Source organism: Celeribacter arenosi (assembly GCF_039539485.1).
Lineage (GTDB): Bacteria > Pseudomonadota > Alphaproteobacteria > Rhodobacterales > Rhodobacteraceae > Celeribacter > Celeribacter arenosi.
Genome location: NZ_BAABDF010000003.1, coordinates 504,687 through 519,937, shown reverse-complemented (window position 1 = coordinate 519,937; position 15,251 = coordinate 504,687). Strand labels below are relative to the sequence as shown.

Genomic DNA, 15,251 nt, shown 5'->3' with positions numbered 1-15,251 from the left:
GGGTCAAGTTTGGAGGAATTTATCGAGAGTTTTCCAAATTCAGAGTCACCCTATTGCCGCACTTTGGGGCGCAATACATGTGGCATTTCAGGATCATAAAGCGCGCTGTCCTTAAAATCCTGAACCTCGCCGAGGGCAGGCCCGACGAGAATTAGGGCGGTGCGCGTGATCTTTTGCGCACGCACTTTTTCGCGAATATCCGACAACGTGCCACGGATCAGCATCTGATCGGGCCACCCCACGCGATACACGACAGCCACCGGACAATCGGCCCCATAGTGCGGCACCAACTGCCGCTCGATCTCGCGCAAATTCCGCACCCCGAGGTGGATCGCCAATGTCGCTCCGGTTCGCGCGAAATTTTCGAGCGTCTCACCCTGCGGCATGGACGTCGATTTCATCGACACCCGCGTCAGGACGATGGATTGCGCGATCTCCGGAATGGTCAATTCCTGACCCAACGCGGCCGCTGCAGCCGCGTAGGCGGGAACGCCCGGCACGATTTCATAGTCGATACCATCCGCACGCAACCGGCGGATCTGCTCTGCGATCGCACCATAAAGAGATGGGTCCCCGCTATGCACACGGGCTACATTATGGCCCATTTCATGCGCCTTTTTGATTTCCGCATGCGTTTCATCCAACGTCATCGGCGCCGTATCCATGACCTTTGCCCCCTCCGGCGCACAGGCCACAACCTCCGCAGGGACGAGCGATCCCGCGTAGAGGCATACAGGACACTCACCAATCAACCGTTCGGCTTTTTTGGTGAGAAGTTCGGGATCACCCGGGCCCGCGCCAATGAAGAAAACGGTCATGACAGGTCTCCGTCAATTTTGCGGGCGTAACCGCGCGGCGTGTACATCCGCGGCCCTTCCCCGAGCTGCGCCAGCCGTGAGTTCGATGACCCGATCAGCACGACGGTGAGCATATCCACCTCATCAACCTCCAGCTCATCGAGACGGCGATAACGGATATGTTCGGTCGGGCGTCCAAGGTTGGAGGCCAGCATGACGGGCGTATCGGCGGGACGGTGCTGAAGCAGAATTTCGCGCGCCTCGGCCAATAGCGTACGGCGCTTTTTCGACACCGGATTATAGAAGGCGATCACGAAATCTCCCTCCGCTGCCGCCTTTAGCCGCCTGACGATGTCGGCGCGTGGCGTCAACAGATCGGACAGCGAAATCGCGCAGAAATCGTGACCGAGCGGCGCACCCGCCCGCGCCGCTGCCCCCTGCAACGCCGACACACCGGGCGAACACACAACCTCAACGCGCCGTGCAGCTTCGCTCACGCCGTGCTGTTCGGGGGGTCGATCGAGCAGTTCGAATACCAATGCCCCCATCGCGTAGATCCCGGCGTCGCCAGAACACACCAGCGCAACGTCTTTGCCCTTCGCCGCCTGTTCGAGAGCATAGCGACACCGGTCCTCTTCTCCGCCCAGAGGGAAATCGGATCGCTTTTTGCCGAACGCCAGAGGCCCCAAAAGATCAATATAAAGGCCATAACCAACCAGCTCTTCGGCCTGCGAGACAAAATGGGATACTTCCGGCGTGCGCCATGCGGCTTGGCCCGGCCCGATGCCAACGACAAATAGCCGTCCACGTGCGCGCCCCTTGGGCTCGGAAATCACACCCTCGCTCATCGCCAGCGCAGCCGTTGCCATGGCGCTTTTGACCTTGGGCCGATGCAGGGTCACATCCGTGCCACCACAGGCCAGCGCGGCGTTTTCGGCCACGCCATGCGTTCCGATCTCGGCGAAGACCACATCCGACACAGTCGCACATCGCGGGGTTTCGGCGTCGAGTTCACTAGCCGTGAAAAACCGCAGGGGCACGCCGAAAGAGCGCGCGAGTTCGAGGATCGCCGGCTCGTCCGCCTTGAGATCAACCGTGGCAATTGCCGCGATGGCCTTGGACGAAATATCCGCATCATCCAACACGCCCTGCACCAAATCGGCGAGTTCCTCGGGCGGGCAATTGCGCGAACACCCGACACCGAGCGTGTAGCGCTGCGGATGGTAGACCACGGCATTATCCTGTGCGTTCGGCACGGCCTTAGACGTGACAATGATTTTCGCACCATCTGCGGGCGGAACACTCGCCAACCACTCGGACAAACCCGCCTCCTCACCCGTCACCTGCGCACCGCCAGAAGCCAGAATAGCGGCCATCGCGGTTTTCGCGGTTTCCGGCGTCCCGAGGCGCCATCCCTTTGGCGGCACGTCGAGCGCAATCCCCATGGAAACGTCGCCCGCAGTGGTTATTGCGGCTTTCGCATCAATCGCCTGCGCAATGTCACCCGCCAGACGGTTCGCCCCGCGATGCCCGCCCAACAACGGAACGACAACACTGCCATCATCGGAAACGGAGAGCACGGGAGGCTCGGACCGCTTATCGTTGAGCAAAGGCGCGACGGCGCGAATGAGGATGCCGGAGGCGCAGACACCGATCACCGGAATCCCGGCGGCAAACAGCGTGCGGATATGATCCAATGCATTGGCAAAGCTCGGCTCGATACATGTGCGGCCTTCACGGCCGTGGAGGTCAGCACCAATGGCCTGCGCGATACGGCGGGCGGTGGCCTCGCCAGAGGTGTTTATGGCGACAACGACGGGTTTTACAGCCACGGATCGGCCCCTTTTACAATCAAAATCATGGAAAAATACGGCGCCTTTTCAGGTGCTTGCGACAGAGGCAGCACGACTTCATGCGGCGTTGAGGCGCGTTCGATATAGACGGCTTTGTCGGTCAATCCAGCCGCGTCGATGGCGGCACGCACCACACCGAAATGCCGCCCGAGCTTCATCACAACGACGGTGTCCGACTGCTCCAGAACGCGTGCGGGACCGCCATCGGTCTCCGAGCCCGCAAATATCGGCGCAGGCAGGATCGTCACGACCTCATTGCGCGCCGACAGAGGCAGCCCCGCGACAGAGGCGCAGGCGGTCATGGAGGTCACACCAGGGACGACCTCAATGGCGTATTCCGCCTTCAAACGCGCGTAGAGATACATGAAGGAGCCGTAGAAAAACGGATCACCTTCGCAGAGCACGACAACATCGCGACCGGCGTCGAGTTCCGCGCGCACAGCGACCGCTGCGAGGTCGTAGGCGACCTGCGCGGGGCCGCGATCCACCGTCATCGGGATGTTCATCGCGATTTCGCGCGCCGTTTCAGGGATCAGGTCGGCGGCGATGGATCGCGCCAGTGACGCTTCACCCGCGAGCGCGGGATAGGCAATCACGGTCGCCTTTTCGATCAACCGCGCCGCTTTGCGCGTGATCAGTTCGGGATCGCCAGGGCCGAGGCCAACACCGTAAAGGGTTCCGCTCATTTACTCAGGCTCCATTGGGTCACCGGCATAAAGGGTTTCCACCCCGACAGACGTCCCACGGGCGTCGCGCGAGCGACAGAAAGACGGGCGAGGTCCCCGCCAAATTCGGCGCGTAAGGCGGCGAGCGTCGTTTCACCCTCCAAAGTGACCGCATTCGCAACAAGGCGGCCATGCGGTTTGAGAGCGTCCCACGCGGCAACAAAGGTGTCGCGTGACAGGCCCCCACCTATGAACACCGCATCCGGCGCAGGCAATCCGGAGAGCGCTTCTGGCGCATGCCCATCGATCAGTTTGAGCGCAGGTGTGCCGAGTGCGAGGGCGTTTTGCGCTGCGAGGTTGCGACGGTCGTCGCGGTTATCAATCCCAATTGCGCGCGCATCACGGGCCGCGCGCATCCATTCAATCGCCACCGACCCCGCCCCACAACCGATGTCCCAAAGCAGTCCGCCACGCACCGGTCCGAGCTTGGCCAGCGTCACGGCGCGCACTTCGCGTTTGGTCATCGTGCCGTCCGACAGAAACGCCACATCGGGCAACCCAAAGCGCGGCAGGATCGTCGCGCCCGCCTCGGCGATGCACTGCACTGCGAGGGTATGAAACTCCGGCACCTCGTGGGACCACGCCTCGGCGGTGCCGTCAAACCGCGCCTCATCGCTGCCGCCGATGTGGGCGAGAACGCTCATCTCGGACGGTCCATACCCACGTGCGCGCAAAATCTGCGCAACTTTCAGCGGGCTATCAGCACCATTTGTCAAAATGATCAACTTCTGGTCGGGCGCGAGGAAGGGGATCACCTGCTCCGGCGGGCGCCCGTGAACGGTTAGTGTTTCGCAATCGGCCAGCGACCATCCCATCCGCGCGGAGGCGAGTTGAAAGGCCGAAAGTTGCGGGTGGTACAGGATTTCACCGGGATCAATCTCGCGCCCGATCCGCGCGCCAACCGAATACCATAGCGGATCACCGGTCGCGAGAACGACTACGCGGCGCCCACGCAGCGCCTGCAAATCCCCAATCAACGCATCAAACGGAGAGGGCCACGCGCGGCGTTCGCCGTTCACCCCGGCAATCAACGCATGGTGACGCTCGGCACCAAAAATGACCTCGGCATCCTCAAGCACCGCACGGGTCGCGGGCGTGAGGCTATCAAGGCCGTTGTCGCCAATGCCGATGATGTGGAGCCATTTATCCATCGATTTATTCCCCGATCTCCGGCAACCCAACGGCGAGCGCATTGACCGCCGCCGAGGCGATCGCAGAGCCACCACGACGCCCCTTGAGGGCGACGAAATCCACACCGCGCGGATTGGCCGCCAGTTCCGCCTTTGATTCAGCCGCGCCGACAAAGCCGACAGGAAACCCGAGGATCACGGCGGGCTTTGGGAACCCTGCATCAATCAATTCGAGCAAATGGAATAGCGCAGTCGGAGCGTTCCCGATGGCGACAACGGCACCTTTGACATGGGGTTCCCACAATTCGACCGCGGCGGCAGAACGGGTATTGACGATAGACTTGGCCCGCTCGGGGACGCCGTCATTGTTGAGCGTAACGATGACCTTGTTGTCGGCCGGCAAATAACGGCGAATGATGCCCGCGCCGACCATTTCACAGTCGCACAGGATCGGCGCGCCCGATTGCAGGGCTGCGTGACCGGCCTCATAGGCATCGGGCGAATAGGCGAGGCGGTCGGCGACCTCAACCATGCCACATGCGTGGATCAGACGGATCGCGAGACGCTCCATGCCCGGACCGAAACGGTCGAGACGGGCCTCCCGGCGCACAGTTGCAAAGCTTTCTGCATAGATCGCGGCGGGATCTTTTTCGTATGGGCGCATCACTTGGCCTTCCGCGCGCTTTCCGGTCCGAGCGGGTGTTTGGCGTGGGGATATTCGGCGTGATGATGATGGTGGTCATGCCCGTGATCATGGGAATGACCGTGATGATGGTGGTCGTGGTCGACCTTTTGCAGACGACACAGCCCCGTACAGAATGTATCGCAGAGCGTACAATCGGCCACATTCGACCCCGGCGCGGAGGCGCCCTGCCCCTCAACGTGGTGGTGATGGCTTTCCTGAACTGCGCCGACTTCGCCCTCGAACCCGACAACGGCGGTGCGGTATTTGCACAGCACACAGGTCGGCGGCGGGATATCGGCAAAGGCGGGATGATTACGGTCTTCGGCACGGATGTGGTGGTGGCCATCGTCGGTCGCGAGAACCTGTTCGCGGTAGGCGCAGATACCACAGTTCGGAATTTGCGCATCGCCCGCCAGCTCGCGGATGCGGTCGGCGAAGGTGGCAAGGACGTCGTCGTGATCGTTGAGATATCCGGCTTTGACGAACTGGATATCCGGATGCTCTGCGGCGACTTGGTCAGCAAAACCGTAGATGCGGTCGATCAGGATGCCGGTGAACAGGAAGTACGGAAAGGTGATGACCCTTTTGTAGCCAAGTCGCGCGACATGTTGCAGGCACGGCTCGACGAGCGGGAAGGTGACACCGGAATATCCGACCGCCCCCCAGCCAAATCCCATGCCCTCCCACAGCATGCGCATGATCTTTGCGACATTGCCGTTTGCGTCAGGATCGGATGCGCCACGCCCGATGACGACAAGAGCGGTTTCGTGCAGCGGCAACTCACCATACTCGGCGTTCGCCGCATCGACAGCAGTGCGGATGCGGGCGGCAGCGGCGGCAATCATTTTTGGATCCACACCCAACTCGCGGCCATATTTGACCTCGATCCCGTGTTTGGCCGCGTAGGTGTTGAGCACCGTGGGGATGTCATTCTTGGAATGCATCGCGGCAAACAACATGCCGGGAACCGCGAGAATGCGATCACAGCCCGCCTCGCGCAACCGGTCGAGCCCGTCACGGATCACAGGGTTCGCAAATTCGAGATAGCCGTAGTCGACCATCCAGTCGGGCGGCAAAAGCGCGGGAAGTTTGTCGGCGAGCACCGCAAATTCGTCCACGGCCGCCTGACTGCGTGAGCCATGGCCGCAAATCATCACACCGGTTTTCATGGGATTAAGCCTCCTGGGCCTCGCCCGCCTCTTGCTCGGACTCCGGTGCCGCCTGCGCGGCCGGTTTGCGACCCTTCACTGCACCCCAGAGCACCGCACCAATTGCGATCCCGACGGCAATGCCGGCGATCCAGTGGTCGTGGCCGCCCTGCTCGATCAAGTGACCGGGATGGGCATTTGCCGCAGGGGCTGCGAGGACAAAGAGGGGGAGCAAGACACGGGACATAGCACTTCCTTTTCTAGCGCCGAACAGGCGAGTTCACGTTAAAGGAGGCTGGTGTCCTGACGATGCTGCGCGTGATCCCCGATTTGGGTCAATCCGCCACTGCCAACCTCTCTGGCCTCATCGTTTGAGGCGTCGTCAGTGCTCTCTATAGGCAGAGCACCGGTGACTCGCAAATGCTTTAGCGGAAACATCCGGAGGGCTTATTGTGCGCTCACGCAGGTTCGATGCGCCCTGACGCCTGTTTTGCGCGAAAATGAAGCGCTCTATATGACGTCAAACGATCAACGCATAGGAGCCATCAATGGGCTATCTCGAAAATGGCGAATGGAACGCCGGCTGGTACGACACCAAAAGCTCCGGCGGCCGCTTTGAACGCACCACGGCCGGGTTTCGCAACTGGATCACACCGGACGGGTCCGCAGGCCCCACTGGCGAAGGCGGGTTTGCCGCCGAAGCCGACCGCTACCACCTCTATGTATCCTACGCCTGCCCTTGGGCGCATCGCACGCTGATCTTTCGCGCCCTCAAGGGCCTCGAAGATATGATCACCGTCTCGGCGGTGCATCCGGACATGTTGAATGATGGCTGGACCTTCTCGCCCGACTTTGACGGGGCGACGGGTGACACCCTCTATGGTTCGACCTTCCTGCGCGAAATCTACACGCGTGCGGACCCGAAAATCTCTGGCCGCGTGACCGTGCCGATCCTGTGGGACAAGAAACGCGAAACCATTGTGTCGAACGAAAGCGCGGAGATCATCCGCATGCTCAACTCGGCCTTCGACGATCTCACAGGCAATCGCGATGACTACTACCCCGCCGACCTGCACACCGAAATCGACGCCATTAACGAACGCGTCTACGACACGGTGAACAACGGCGTCTACATGGCGGGCTTTGCGACCACGCAGGCCGCCTATGACGAAGCGATCGGGCCGCTTTTCGCGTCGCTCGACTGGATTGAAGAGGTGTTGTCGACCCACCGCTATCTCACCGGCGAGCGGGTCACCGAGGCCGATTGGCGTCTCTTCACCACGCTGATCCGGTTCGACAAGGTTTATCACGGGCATTTCAAATGCAACCTGCGCCGGATCGCCGATTACCCGAATATCTCGGGATACCTGCGCGAGCTCTATCAATGGGAAGGCATCGCGCAGACCGTGCGCTTTGACCATTTCGTGCGCCACTACCATTACAGCCACGACACCATTAACCCGAACCGGATCGTGCCGATCACACCGGACCTCGATCTCTCGGCACCGCACGGACGGGGTTAGTCTTTTTCCACGTAATGGGACGCAATCGCGGACAAATCGCCCGGGTCGACTTCCTTGGGCAGGAACGCGCAGGCATTCGACAGATGCTGGAAAATCGAGCCGTCTGAAAAGAAGGTCGAATTGGTCACGAAAATCACCCGCGCATCGGGGTGGCGGAAACTCGCATAATCCGCCACCGCGAACGCCGCGTTTCCGTTCAGCATCAGGTCGAGTACAATCAGGGTCGGCGCATGTTCGTCGAGATGTGCAATCGCGGCGGCTTCGTCGTGGACGAGACTCACCAGCAACCCCTGTCGCATGAGATGGCGCTGCCATAGCTGGCCTAACTCGATGTTACTCTCTGCGATCAGAACCGTCATGAGACTCGGCAACCATTAGGCGGCAGAGCCGCAATCTGGCGTTTAAAGTAACGCCGAAGTGTTGATGGTCAATTACCTCTAAGCCATTGGGCCGATTATCGCCGTAACGTCGCAACGTCATTTCGACTTGCGCTTCGCAGGCGCGAAGGCAAAACAAGGGGTATGACCGATTTGACCCCCACATGGATTACAATCTGCGACTCCTGCAAACGGACCGACTGGGCCGAACGCGGGTCAGAGCGCAGCGATGGCGAAGCATTCGCCGACCTGATCGAGGCACAGGCCAAAGACACCGGCCTGCGCACAAGGCGCGTGTCTTGCACCATGGGGTGCGAGCGCGCCTGCAACGTAATCGTGCAGGGCGCGGGCAAAATCGGCTACTCTCTGGGACGGTTCGACGGGACAGTCGATGACGCCACGGCTCTGGTCGATTTCGCGCAGGGACACGCCGGCTCCCCGACCGGTCAGGTGCCGTTTCGCGAATGGCCGCAGGGCGTGAAAGGCCATTTTGTGTCGCGTCACATGCCCCTGCCAGAGGCTGCGGAGTGAAACGTCACCGCGATCATGGTGGCGGGCTCGACGCCGCGATTGCGCGATTTGGCGGAGAACGCGACAATTGGATTGACCTGTCGACCGGCATCAATCCTGACCCCTTCCCGATCCCTGACATACCGGCGCAGGCGTGGACCGCCCTGCCCGATGCCTGCGCGCAGGATGCGTTGCTGCAGGCCGCGCGCGCATTCTGGAACGTGCCACGCGAGGCGGCGATCCTCGCAGCACCCGGAGCCTCGGCCCTGATCGCACGGCTACCCGCACTCTGGCCCGCCGCGCAGGTTGCGATCCACACACCCACCTATAATGAACACGCCGCAGCCTTCGAGGCGCACGGGTGGGACGTGGCACAGAGACCCTCGGCCAGCACCGCCGCGCAGGTCGTCGTACACCCCAACAACCCCGACGGGCGCATGTGGTCGGGCGATGAATTGACCGGCGATGTGGTCATAATCGACGAATCCTTTTGCGATGTGACGCCCGATCAGAGCCACATGTCGCGCACAACACGCGGTGACACGATCATTCTCAAAAGCTTTGGCAAATTCTGGGGTCTCGCGGGGATGCGCCTCGGATTCGCGATCGGCGCACCCGCCCATATCGCGCGGCTGGCGGACCTTATGGGCCCTTGGGCCGTGTCCGGTCCCGCGCTAGGCATCGCCACTGCGGCACTCTCGGACGCCGGTTGGGCCGCACAGGCGCGCCGCAAATTGGCAGAGTCCGCGACACGTCTCGATGGCCTTATGTCCCAAAAGGGCGCGAAGCTCATCGGCGGTACGGACCTGTTCCGCCTCTACGACGTGGATGACGCGCGCGCATGGCAGGACCGATTGGCACGCGGGCACGTATGGTCGCGAATCTTCCCCTATAGCGACACGTGGCTGCGCCTCGGCCTGCCATCCGAACAGGGCTGGGACCAACTCGGCGCAGCCCTATGAACCACGCCGCCCTCCTCGTTTTCGCTCTGCTCCTCGACGCCCTCCTTGGCGAACCCAAATGGCTCTGGGATCGCGTCCCACATCCCGCCGTCCTGATGGGCCGCCTGATCGGTTGGGCGGATACGCGCATCAACACAGGAACAGCGCGACGGGCCAAAGGCGTGCTGCTTGTCATCACCCTGATCGCTCTGGGCGCGTTCATCGGCGGGGCATTGGGACAATTTCCGGTCCTATCGGTGCTCGGCGCGGCAATCCTGCTCGCCCACAAATCGCTGGTCACCCACGTGAGAAATGTCGCCACAGCACTGGGTGTCAGCCTCGCGGACGGTCGCGCAGAGGTCGCGATGATTGTCGGGCGCGACACCGACGGGATGGACGAAGCCGCCGTGTCCCGCGCCGCCATCGAAAGCGCGGCGGAGAATTTTTCCGACGGTGTCATCGCACCGGCCTTCTGGTTTCTGATCGCGGGTTTGCCCGGGATCGTGATCTACAAAATGATCAACACCGCCGACAGCATGATCGGCTACCGGACCGAGAGGCACCGCGACTTCGGATGGGCCGCCGCGCGTCTCGACGACCTGCTTAACCTGATCCCCGCGCGACTGACCGCCGCCCTGATTGCCGTGTCCTATGGGATCGTCGATTTCACCCGCGTTCGGGCCGATGCACGCCTGCACCGCTCGCCCAATGCAGGATGGCCGGAGGCGGCCCTTTCACGGGTCCTCGGCCTCGCTCTCGCAGGACCGCGCGCCTATCATGGCGAAATGCGCGACTACCCGTGGGTCAATGCGATTGGCCGCAAAACGGCGCGCAGCACAGACATTCAATTGGCGGTAAAAGCACTCTGGCGGGTGTGGGGCGTGGGCTTCGTCATCATCGCCCTTCTGGCGCTCGTGTAACGCGTCAGGCGACCAGCGCCTCGGCCTTTTTCAGATCGACGGACACGAGTTGGGACACGCCCTGTTCCTGCATGGTGACGCCGAACAGACGGTCCATGCGTGACATGGTGACGGCGTGGTGCGTGATGATCAGGAACCGCGTATCGGTTTGACGGGTCATTTCATCGAGCATATCGCAGAACCGCGTCACGTTGGCATCGTCCAGCGGCGCGTCGACCTCGTCGAGCACACAGATCGGCGCCGGATTGGCGAGGAAGACGGCAAAGATCAACGCAAGCGCCGTCAGCGTCTGCTCCCCACCCGACAGCAGCGAAAGCGAGGACAGCTTCTTACCCGGCGGCTGGCAGAGAATTTCCAAACCGGCCTCGAGCGGATCGTCGCTTTCCACCATCACCAGTTTCGCTTCACCGCCCCCGAAAAGGTGGGTGAAGAGGTTGGCGAAATTGCCGTTCACCTGCTCAAAAGCCGTCAGCAGGCGTTCGCGCCCTTCGCGGTTGAGCGAGGAAATCCCCGAGCGCAGGGTAGCGATCGCCTCTTCGAGATCCGCCTTCTCATGGACGAGATGATCGTGCTCTTCCTGCACTTCCTTCGCGTCCTCTTCGGCCCGCAGGTTCACCGCGCCCAAACTGTCGCGCAGACGTTTGAGGCGGTTCACATCGACCTCGATCGTGGCATAGGGCGGGATTTGTTCGGGGTCCGTGTCGAGCTCTTCGAGCAGCTTTGGCGGCGTCGTTTCCAACTCTTCGCGAATGCGCTCGACGGCGGCCTCGACGGTTTCGCGCGCCCCGTCACGACGTGCCTCGCTGGCGGCGCGGGCCTCGCGCGCGTCCGATGCCTGACGTTCGGCTTCGCGTTCCGCCCCGACCGCATCGCGCAGCGCCGTTTCGGCCTCTGCCAACGCATCAGCCGACTTGCGGCGACGCGATTCCGCGGCGGCAATTTCGCTCTGCAGTTTTTCACGCTTCTTGGCGATCTCGGCAGGCTGGGCAGAGGCGGATTTCAATTCGGTTTCGGAGGCGGCTTTGCGCTCTGCCAATTCCGCGATCCGTTTTCCGGCCGTTTCCAACCGGTGACGCCAACCTGACAATTCCTTGGTCACTTCCTGCGACCGGCGGGTGCGCGCCTCGCCTTCGCGGCGAATCTCGTCATGTGACGACCGCTTCGTCATCATGGTGATCCGCGCCGCCTCGACGGTCAATTTGACCCCTTCGATTTCCGAGCGTGCAGCGTCGAGATCGGGCAGCGCAACGACCGCCTTTTCCGCTTCGCTCAGCCGCGCCGCCGCAGCGCGGGCTTCGTCTTCGTGGCGGGTCACGGCGAGGGCCAGCGTTTCGACACGCCCTTCGGCAAGGTTGCGGGCGTTTTCCGCATGCGACAGGGCACGGGCCGCTTCCGAGAGAGCGCGATCGGCGTCACGGCGGGCCTCGCGCGCCATACGGTCGGCGTCGGTCAAACGCACCAATTCGGATTTCAGGTGATCATGGGCATGTGCCGCGCCGGAGGCCTTGGCCTCTGCCGCCACGAGTTCCTGTTTGAGATCTTCAAGGCGGTTGAGTTGCTGCAACCGCAACGCCGCCGTCGATGGCGCATCCTCGGCACCGGCGCGCAACCCGTCCCAACGCCACAGATCACCTTCGATGGAAACCAGCCGCTGACCGGGTTCGAGTTCGCCCTGCAACCGCGGTCCATCCGCCGCAGACACAAGCCCAATATGGGCAATACGGCGCGCCAACAAATCGGGCGCCTTGACGAAATCGGACAGGGGCGTGACCCCCGCGGGCAAATCGGAAACGTCGTCGAAATCGGGCAGGCTTACCCAACCGGAGGCTTGGTAGCCCTCGATGATCGGCTGGCGCAAATCGTCGGACAGCGCCGCGCCCAGCGCCTTTTCATACCCCTTCTGCACGCGGAGTTTGTCGAGCAATTGTTCGCCCGCAATCTGGTCACGGTCCAGAAGCTTTGCCAAGGCACCCACTTCGGCCTTCAACGCACCGACTTCACCCTCTGCTTCCGACCGCGCAGCCCGCGCAATCGCTTCGCGGTTCTGGGCCTCGGAGCGGGCTTCATCGGCTGCCTGCAGCGCAATTTCCGCCGCCTCTGCCGCCGCCGTTGCCGCCGTTTGGGCGTCCTGCGCTTCACCCATCTGGGTGGTCGACCGCGTCAGCGTCGCATTCGCCTCGCTCACGGCGGCGGTGGCTTTTTCGGCCTCGCCAGTGGCGCGGTCGAGGGTCTTTTTGTTGTCATCCACCAGACGCGTCGCCGATTGGTGGCGCGCAGCGAGGCGGGCGACGTCTTCGGTCAATTGCGACAGATGGGTTTCGCGGTCCTGCAACACGTCAGAGGCGTCATGGGCGTCAGACGCAGCGGCGGCCAGACGGTCGGTGTGACCCTCCGCCGCTTTGGCCAATTCGCGCCCCTCCCATTCGAGGCGCTCGATGGTTTCCCCCGCGTCGCGGTTCAACTGCTCTTCGCGCGCGATATCGGCGGTCATCTGGTCGATGCGGCGCGACAGGGTTTCGATGGCCTCAACCGCGCGACTTTCGTCCTCGGTCAGCTGGTCACGCGACACGGTGAGACGCTGCAAAACCGCGCCCGCAATCGCTTCCTCTTCGCGCAGGGGCGGCAGGGCGGCTTCGCGCGCTTCACGTTGTTTGGCGGCGTCGCGCGCTGCACGCTCGGATTCACCGGCCTGTTTGAGACGGGCACGCAGGGCCTCCTCGGCCTCCTTCAACCCGTGGTCCGCATCGCGCCAGCGCCGGTAGAGCAATAGCCCCTCGGCATGACGCAACTCTTCGCCGATCTCGCGGTAGCGCGCCGCCTGGCGGGCCTGCCGGGCGAGCGATGCGAGTTGGGCTGCGAGTTGTTCGATGACATCATCGACACGCGCCAGATTGGTTTCCGCGCCTTTGAGTTTCAGTTCCGCTTCGTGGCGGCGCTGATAGAGACCGGAAATACCCGCCGCCTCTTCGAGGATGCGACGGCGCGCCTTTGGTTTGGCGTTGATCAGTTCGGAAATCTGGCCCTGCCGCACGAGAGCGGGCGAATGCGCACCGGTCGAGGCATCGGCAAAGAGCATGGAAACATCGCGGGCGCGCACGTCCTTGGTGTTGACCTTATAGGCCGAGCCCGCGTCACGGGTGATGCGGCGCACGATCTCGACGCTGTCACTATCATTGAACCCCGCCGGCGCGAGACGTTCGGCATTATCGATCATCAATGCGACTTCGGCAAAGTTGCGCGCGGGACGCGAGGCGGCCCCCGCAAAGATCACATCCTCCATCCCGTCGCCGCGCATCGCCTTGGGACGGGTTTCGCCCATCACCCACCGCATCGCTTCGAGAAGGTTGGATTTGCCACAGCCATTGGGCCCCACAACACCGGTCAGCCCGTCCGCGATCACCAGATCGGTCGGGTCAACGAAGCTCTTAAAGCCATTCAGCCGGAGTTTCGTGAAACGCAAAATGGACCTCGTCTGATTCCCGGTGGTGTAGAAGTGTTTCGCACAGGCAGGGGGCGAGTCAACAAACAACCCTTGATCTGGACGCTTTCATGCCGATTGCCACTAAATATTGAGAACATCCCTGCATTCCCTGTGCCGCAATTTAAGGCCCGCACGCCGCCTCAAAGCAATATCCTATGCCCCACGTCCGGTGATATCGCGCGCGTTCACGTGGCGAAACCGCTTGACCCGCCCCTGTGCCGCGCGCCAAATAGGGGCGCTATGGTTCCCCGTAAATCACGGCCCAGCTGTGACGGGGAGAAATGGGAATACGGTGAGAGCGACCCAATCCGGGGCTCGATGCCGGAGCCGCCCCCGCGACTGTAAGTGGAGAGCGTGCCGTTGTTTGCCACTGGGGCCAATCGGGCCTTGGGAAGGTGACGGAAACGCAGAGACCCGCGAGCCAGGAGACCAGCCGTAGTCTCATAACCAACCCGCCGTCGGGGATGACGGCAATGGAGGACGAAAACTTGCATATCGAACCTGGACTCGTAAACGGCGCGAAAATTGCGCTTTCCTATGCCACGGCTGCTGGCGCGGCTGGCATTGGCGTCAAATTCGCTCTTGAGGCGCTGCGCGAGCGCGGCCTGCCCTCCTTTGTGGCGCGCACCGCAATTGCATCGCTGGCCACGCTGATCTCTTTCCAACTTCTGCCGCATGCCCCCGTCGGCGTGTCGGAAGTCCACTTTATCTTCGGCTCGACACTCTTTCTGCTGTTCGGCGCGGCCCCTGCGGCACTGGGCCTCGCGCTCGGGCTATTGGCACAGGGCCTTCTGTTTGCCCAGATCGACCTGCCCCAATACGGCATGAATGTCACCACGCTGCTGGTGCCGCTGTTCGCGATCAAACTGGTTGCCGACCGGATCATCCCGCGCGGCACAGCCTACGCCGATGTGTCCTACAAACAGGCGCTGGCGCTCTCGACCACCTATCAGGCTGGCGTCGTGGCATGGGTCGGCTTTTGGGTCACTTACGGTCAGGGTTTGGCCATCACTCCCGAAGTCATGACCTTTGGCGCGGCCTACCTCATGGTCATCGCGATCGAACCGTTGGTCGACCTCGCTGTTCTGGCCGGTGCCAAAACGATCAAGGGTCTGGAGCACTCCGGTCTCGTATCTGATCGCACGCTCAAAGCAGCCTGAG

General features: G+C 62.3%; 14 protein-coding genes and 1 riboswitch. Of the genes, 5 read left to right on the top strand and 9 right to left on the bottom strand.

The features are described from left to right. Positions 1-50: 50 nt before the first annotated feature. From cobM to ABD815_RS04685, 7 genes are read right to left on the bottom strand one after another with little or no spacing between them, the layout of a single operon-like run. On the bottom strand, positions 51-818 hold the full coding sequence (gene cobM / locus ABD815_RS04715) for a precorrin-4 C(11)-methyltransferase (protein ID WP_344844109.1): 768 nt from the start codon (positions 816-818) through the stop codon (positions 51-53). Beyond that, a complete protein-coding gene (gene cobJ / locus ABD815_RS04710) occupies positions 815-2,629 on the bottom strand; it encodes a precorrin-3B C(17)-methyltransferase (RefSeq protein WP_344844106.1) in 1,815 nt (604 codons plus the stop codon). Before cobJ ends, cobM begins: the two co-directional genes overlap by 4 nt. After that, on the bottom strand, positions 2,620-3,336 hold the full coding sequence (gene cobI, locus ABD815_RS04705; RefSeq protein ID WP_344844104.1) for a precorrin-2 C(20)-methyltransferase: 717 nt from the start codon (positions 3,334-3,336) through the stop codon (positions 2,620-2,622). Before cobI ends, cobJ begins: the two co-directional genes overlap by 10 nt. Then, entirely contained in the window at positions 3,333-4,526 is a 1,194-nt protein-coding gene (gene cbiE / locus ABD815_RS04700; RefSeq protein WP_344844101.1) for a precorrin-6y C5,15-methyltransferase (decarboxylating) subunit CbiE, read from the bottom strand. The genes cobI and cbiE overlap by 4 nt, the downstream gene beginning before the upstream one ends. A gap of 4 nt (positions 4,527-4,530) precedes the next feature. Next, positions 4,531-5,169 carry a precorrin-8X methylmutase gene (locus tag ABD815_RS04695; protein ID WP_344844099.1) on the bottom strand — a complete coding sequence of 213 codons (639 nt, stop codon included), beginning with the start codon at positions 5,167-5,169 and terminating at the stop codon, positions 4,531-4,533. Then, a complete protein-coding gene (locus ABD815_RS04690; protein WP_344844097.1) occupies positions 5,169-6,359 on the bottom strand; it encodes a sirohydrochlorin chelatase in 1,191 nt (396 codons plus the stop codon). Before ABD815_RS04690 ends, ABD815_RS04695 begins: the two co-directional genes overlap by 1 nt. 4 nt (positions 6,360-6,363) lie before the next feature. Next, on the bottom strand, positions 6,364-6,585 hold the full coding sequence (locus ABD815_RS04685; RefSeq protein WP_344844094.1) for a DUF6732 family protein: 222 nt from the start codon (positions 6,583-6,585) through the stop codon (positions 6,364-6,366). 301 nt (positions 6,586-6,886) lie between these two features. Here ABD815_RS04685 and ABD815_RS04680 point away from each other — a divergent pair, with 301 nt between their 5' ends. Beyond that, the gene (locus tag ABD815_RS04680) at positions 6,887-7,861 is read left to right on the top strand and encodes a glutathione S-transferase family protein (RefSeq protein WP_344844092.1); all 975 of its coding nucleotides are present in this window, start codon (positions 6,887-6,889) and stop codon (positions 7,859-7,861) included. On the opposite strand, the gene ABD815_RS04675 is transcribed toward ABD815_RS04680, so the two are convergent. Next, positions 7,858-8,220, bottom strand: a complete 363-nt coding sequence (locus ABD815_RS04675; RefSeq protein WP_344844089.1) for a response regulator — start codon at positions 8,218-8,220, stop codon at positions 7,858-7,860. The genes ABD815_RS04680 and ABD815_RS04675 overlap by 4 nt on opposite strands. A 162-nt stretch (positions 8,221-8,382) precedes the next feature. Here ABD815_RS04675 and ABD815_RS04670 point away from each other — a divergent pair, with 162 nt between their 5' ends. The 3 genes from ABD815_RS04670 to cbiB are packed head-to-tail and all read left to right on the top strand — an operon-like array spanning position 8,383 to position 10,609. Continuing rightward, positions 8,383-8,769 (top strand): DUF1636 family protein, encoded by a 387-nt coding sequence (locus ABD815_RS04670; protein ID WP_344844087.1) that lies wholly within the window; start codon positions 8,383-8,385, stop codon positions 8,767-8,769. Beyond that, entirely contained in the window at positions 8,766-9,710 is a 945-nt protein-coding gene (locus ABD815_RS04665) for a threonine-phosphate decarboxylase (RefSeq protein WP_344844084.1), read from the top strand. The genes ABD815_RS04670 and ABD815_RS04665 overlap by 4 nt, the downstream gene beginning before the upstream one ends. Beyond that, positions 9,707-10,609: an adenosylcobinamide-phosphate synthase CbiB gene (cbiB, locus tag ABD815_RS04660; protein ID WP_344844082.1), complete on the top strand. Its 903-nt coding sequence runs from the start codon at positions 9,707-9,709 to the stop codon at positions 10,607-10,609. The genes ABD815_RS04665 and cbiB overlap by 4 nt, the downstream gene beginning before the upstream one ends. Before the next feature lie 4 nt (positions 10,610-10,613). Here cbiB and smc read toward each other — a convergent pair whose 3' ends face one another. Beyond that, the gene (smc, locus tag ABD815_RS04655) at positions 10,614-14,069 is read right to left on the bottom strand and encodes a chromosome segregation protein SMC (RefSeq protein WP_344844079.1); all 3,456 of its coding nucleotides are present in this window, start codon (positions 14,067-14,069) and stop codon (positions 10,614-10,616) included. A gap of 245 nt (positions 14,070-14,314) precedes the next feature. After that, positions 14,315-14,542, top strand: a riboswitch (cobalamin riboswitch). A gap of 36 nt (positions 14,543-14,578) precedes the next feature. Between smc and ABD815_RS04650 the strand changes: the two genes are divergently transcribed. Then, a complete protein-coding gene (locus tag ABD815_RS04650; RefSeq protein ID WP_344844301.1) occupies positions 14,579-15,250 on the top strand; it encodes an energy-coupling factor ABC transporter permease in 672 nt (223 codons plus the stop codon). The last annotated feature ends 1 nt before the right edge of the window (position 15,251 follow it).

What these genes read in the sequence shown, in the direction of transcription:
- cobI (WP_344844104.1), bottom strand. Translation starts at nt 3,336, where the DNA reads ATGAGCGGAACCCTTTACGGTGTTGGCCTCGGCCCTGGCGATCCCGAA.
- cbiE (WP_344844101.1), bottom strand. Translation starts at nt 4,526, where the DNA reads ATGGATAAATGGCTCCACATCATCGGCATTGGCGACAACGGCCTTGAT.
- ABD815_RS04685 (WP_344844094.1), bottom strand. Translation starts at nt 6,585, where the DNA reads ATGTCCCGTGTCTTGCTCCCCCTCTTTGTCCTCGCAGCCCCTGCGGCA.
- ABD815_RS04680 (WP_344844092.1), top strand. Translation starts at nt 6,887, where the DNA reads ATGGGCTATCTCGAAAATGGCGAATGGAACGCCGGCTGGTACGACACC.
- cbiB (WP_344844082.1), top strand. Translation starts at nt 9,707, where the DNA reads ATGAACCACGCCGCCCTCCTCGTTTTCGCTCTGCTCCTCGACGCCCTC.
- ABD815_RS04675 (WP_344844089.1), bottom strand. Translation starts at nt 8,220, where the DNA reads ATGACGGTTCTGATCGCAGAGAGTAACATCGAGTTAGGCCAGCTATGG.
- ABD815_RS04690 (WP_344844097.1), bottom strand. Translation starts at nt 6,359, where the DNA reads ATGAAAACCGGTGTGATGATTTGCGGCCATGGCTCACGCAGTCAGGCG.
- ABD815_RS04670 (WP_344844087.1), top strand. Translation starts at nt 8,383, where the DNA reads ATGACCGATTTGACCCCCACATGGATTACAATCTGCGACTCCTGCAAA.
- cobM (WP_344844109.1), bottom strand. Translation starts at nt 818, where the DNA reads ATGACCGTTTTCTTCATTGGCGCGGGCCCGGGTGATCCCGAACTTCTC.
- ABD815_RS04695 (WP_344844099.1), bottom strand. Translation starts at nt 5,169, where the DNA reads ATGCGCCCATACGAAAAAGATCCCGCCGCGATCTATGCAGAAAGCTTT.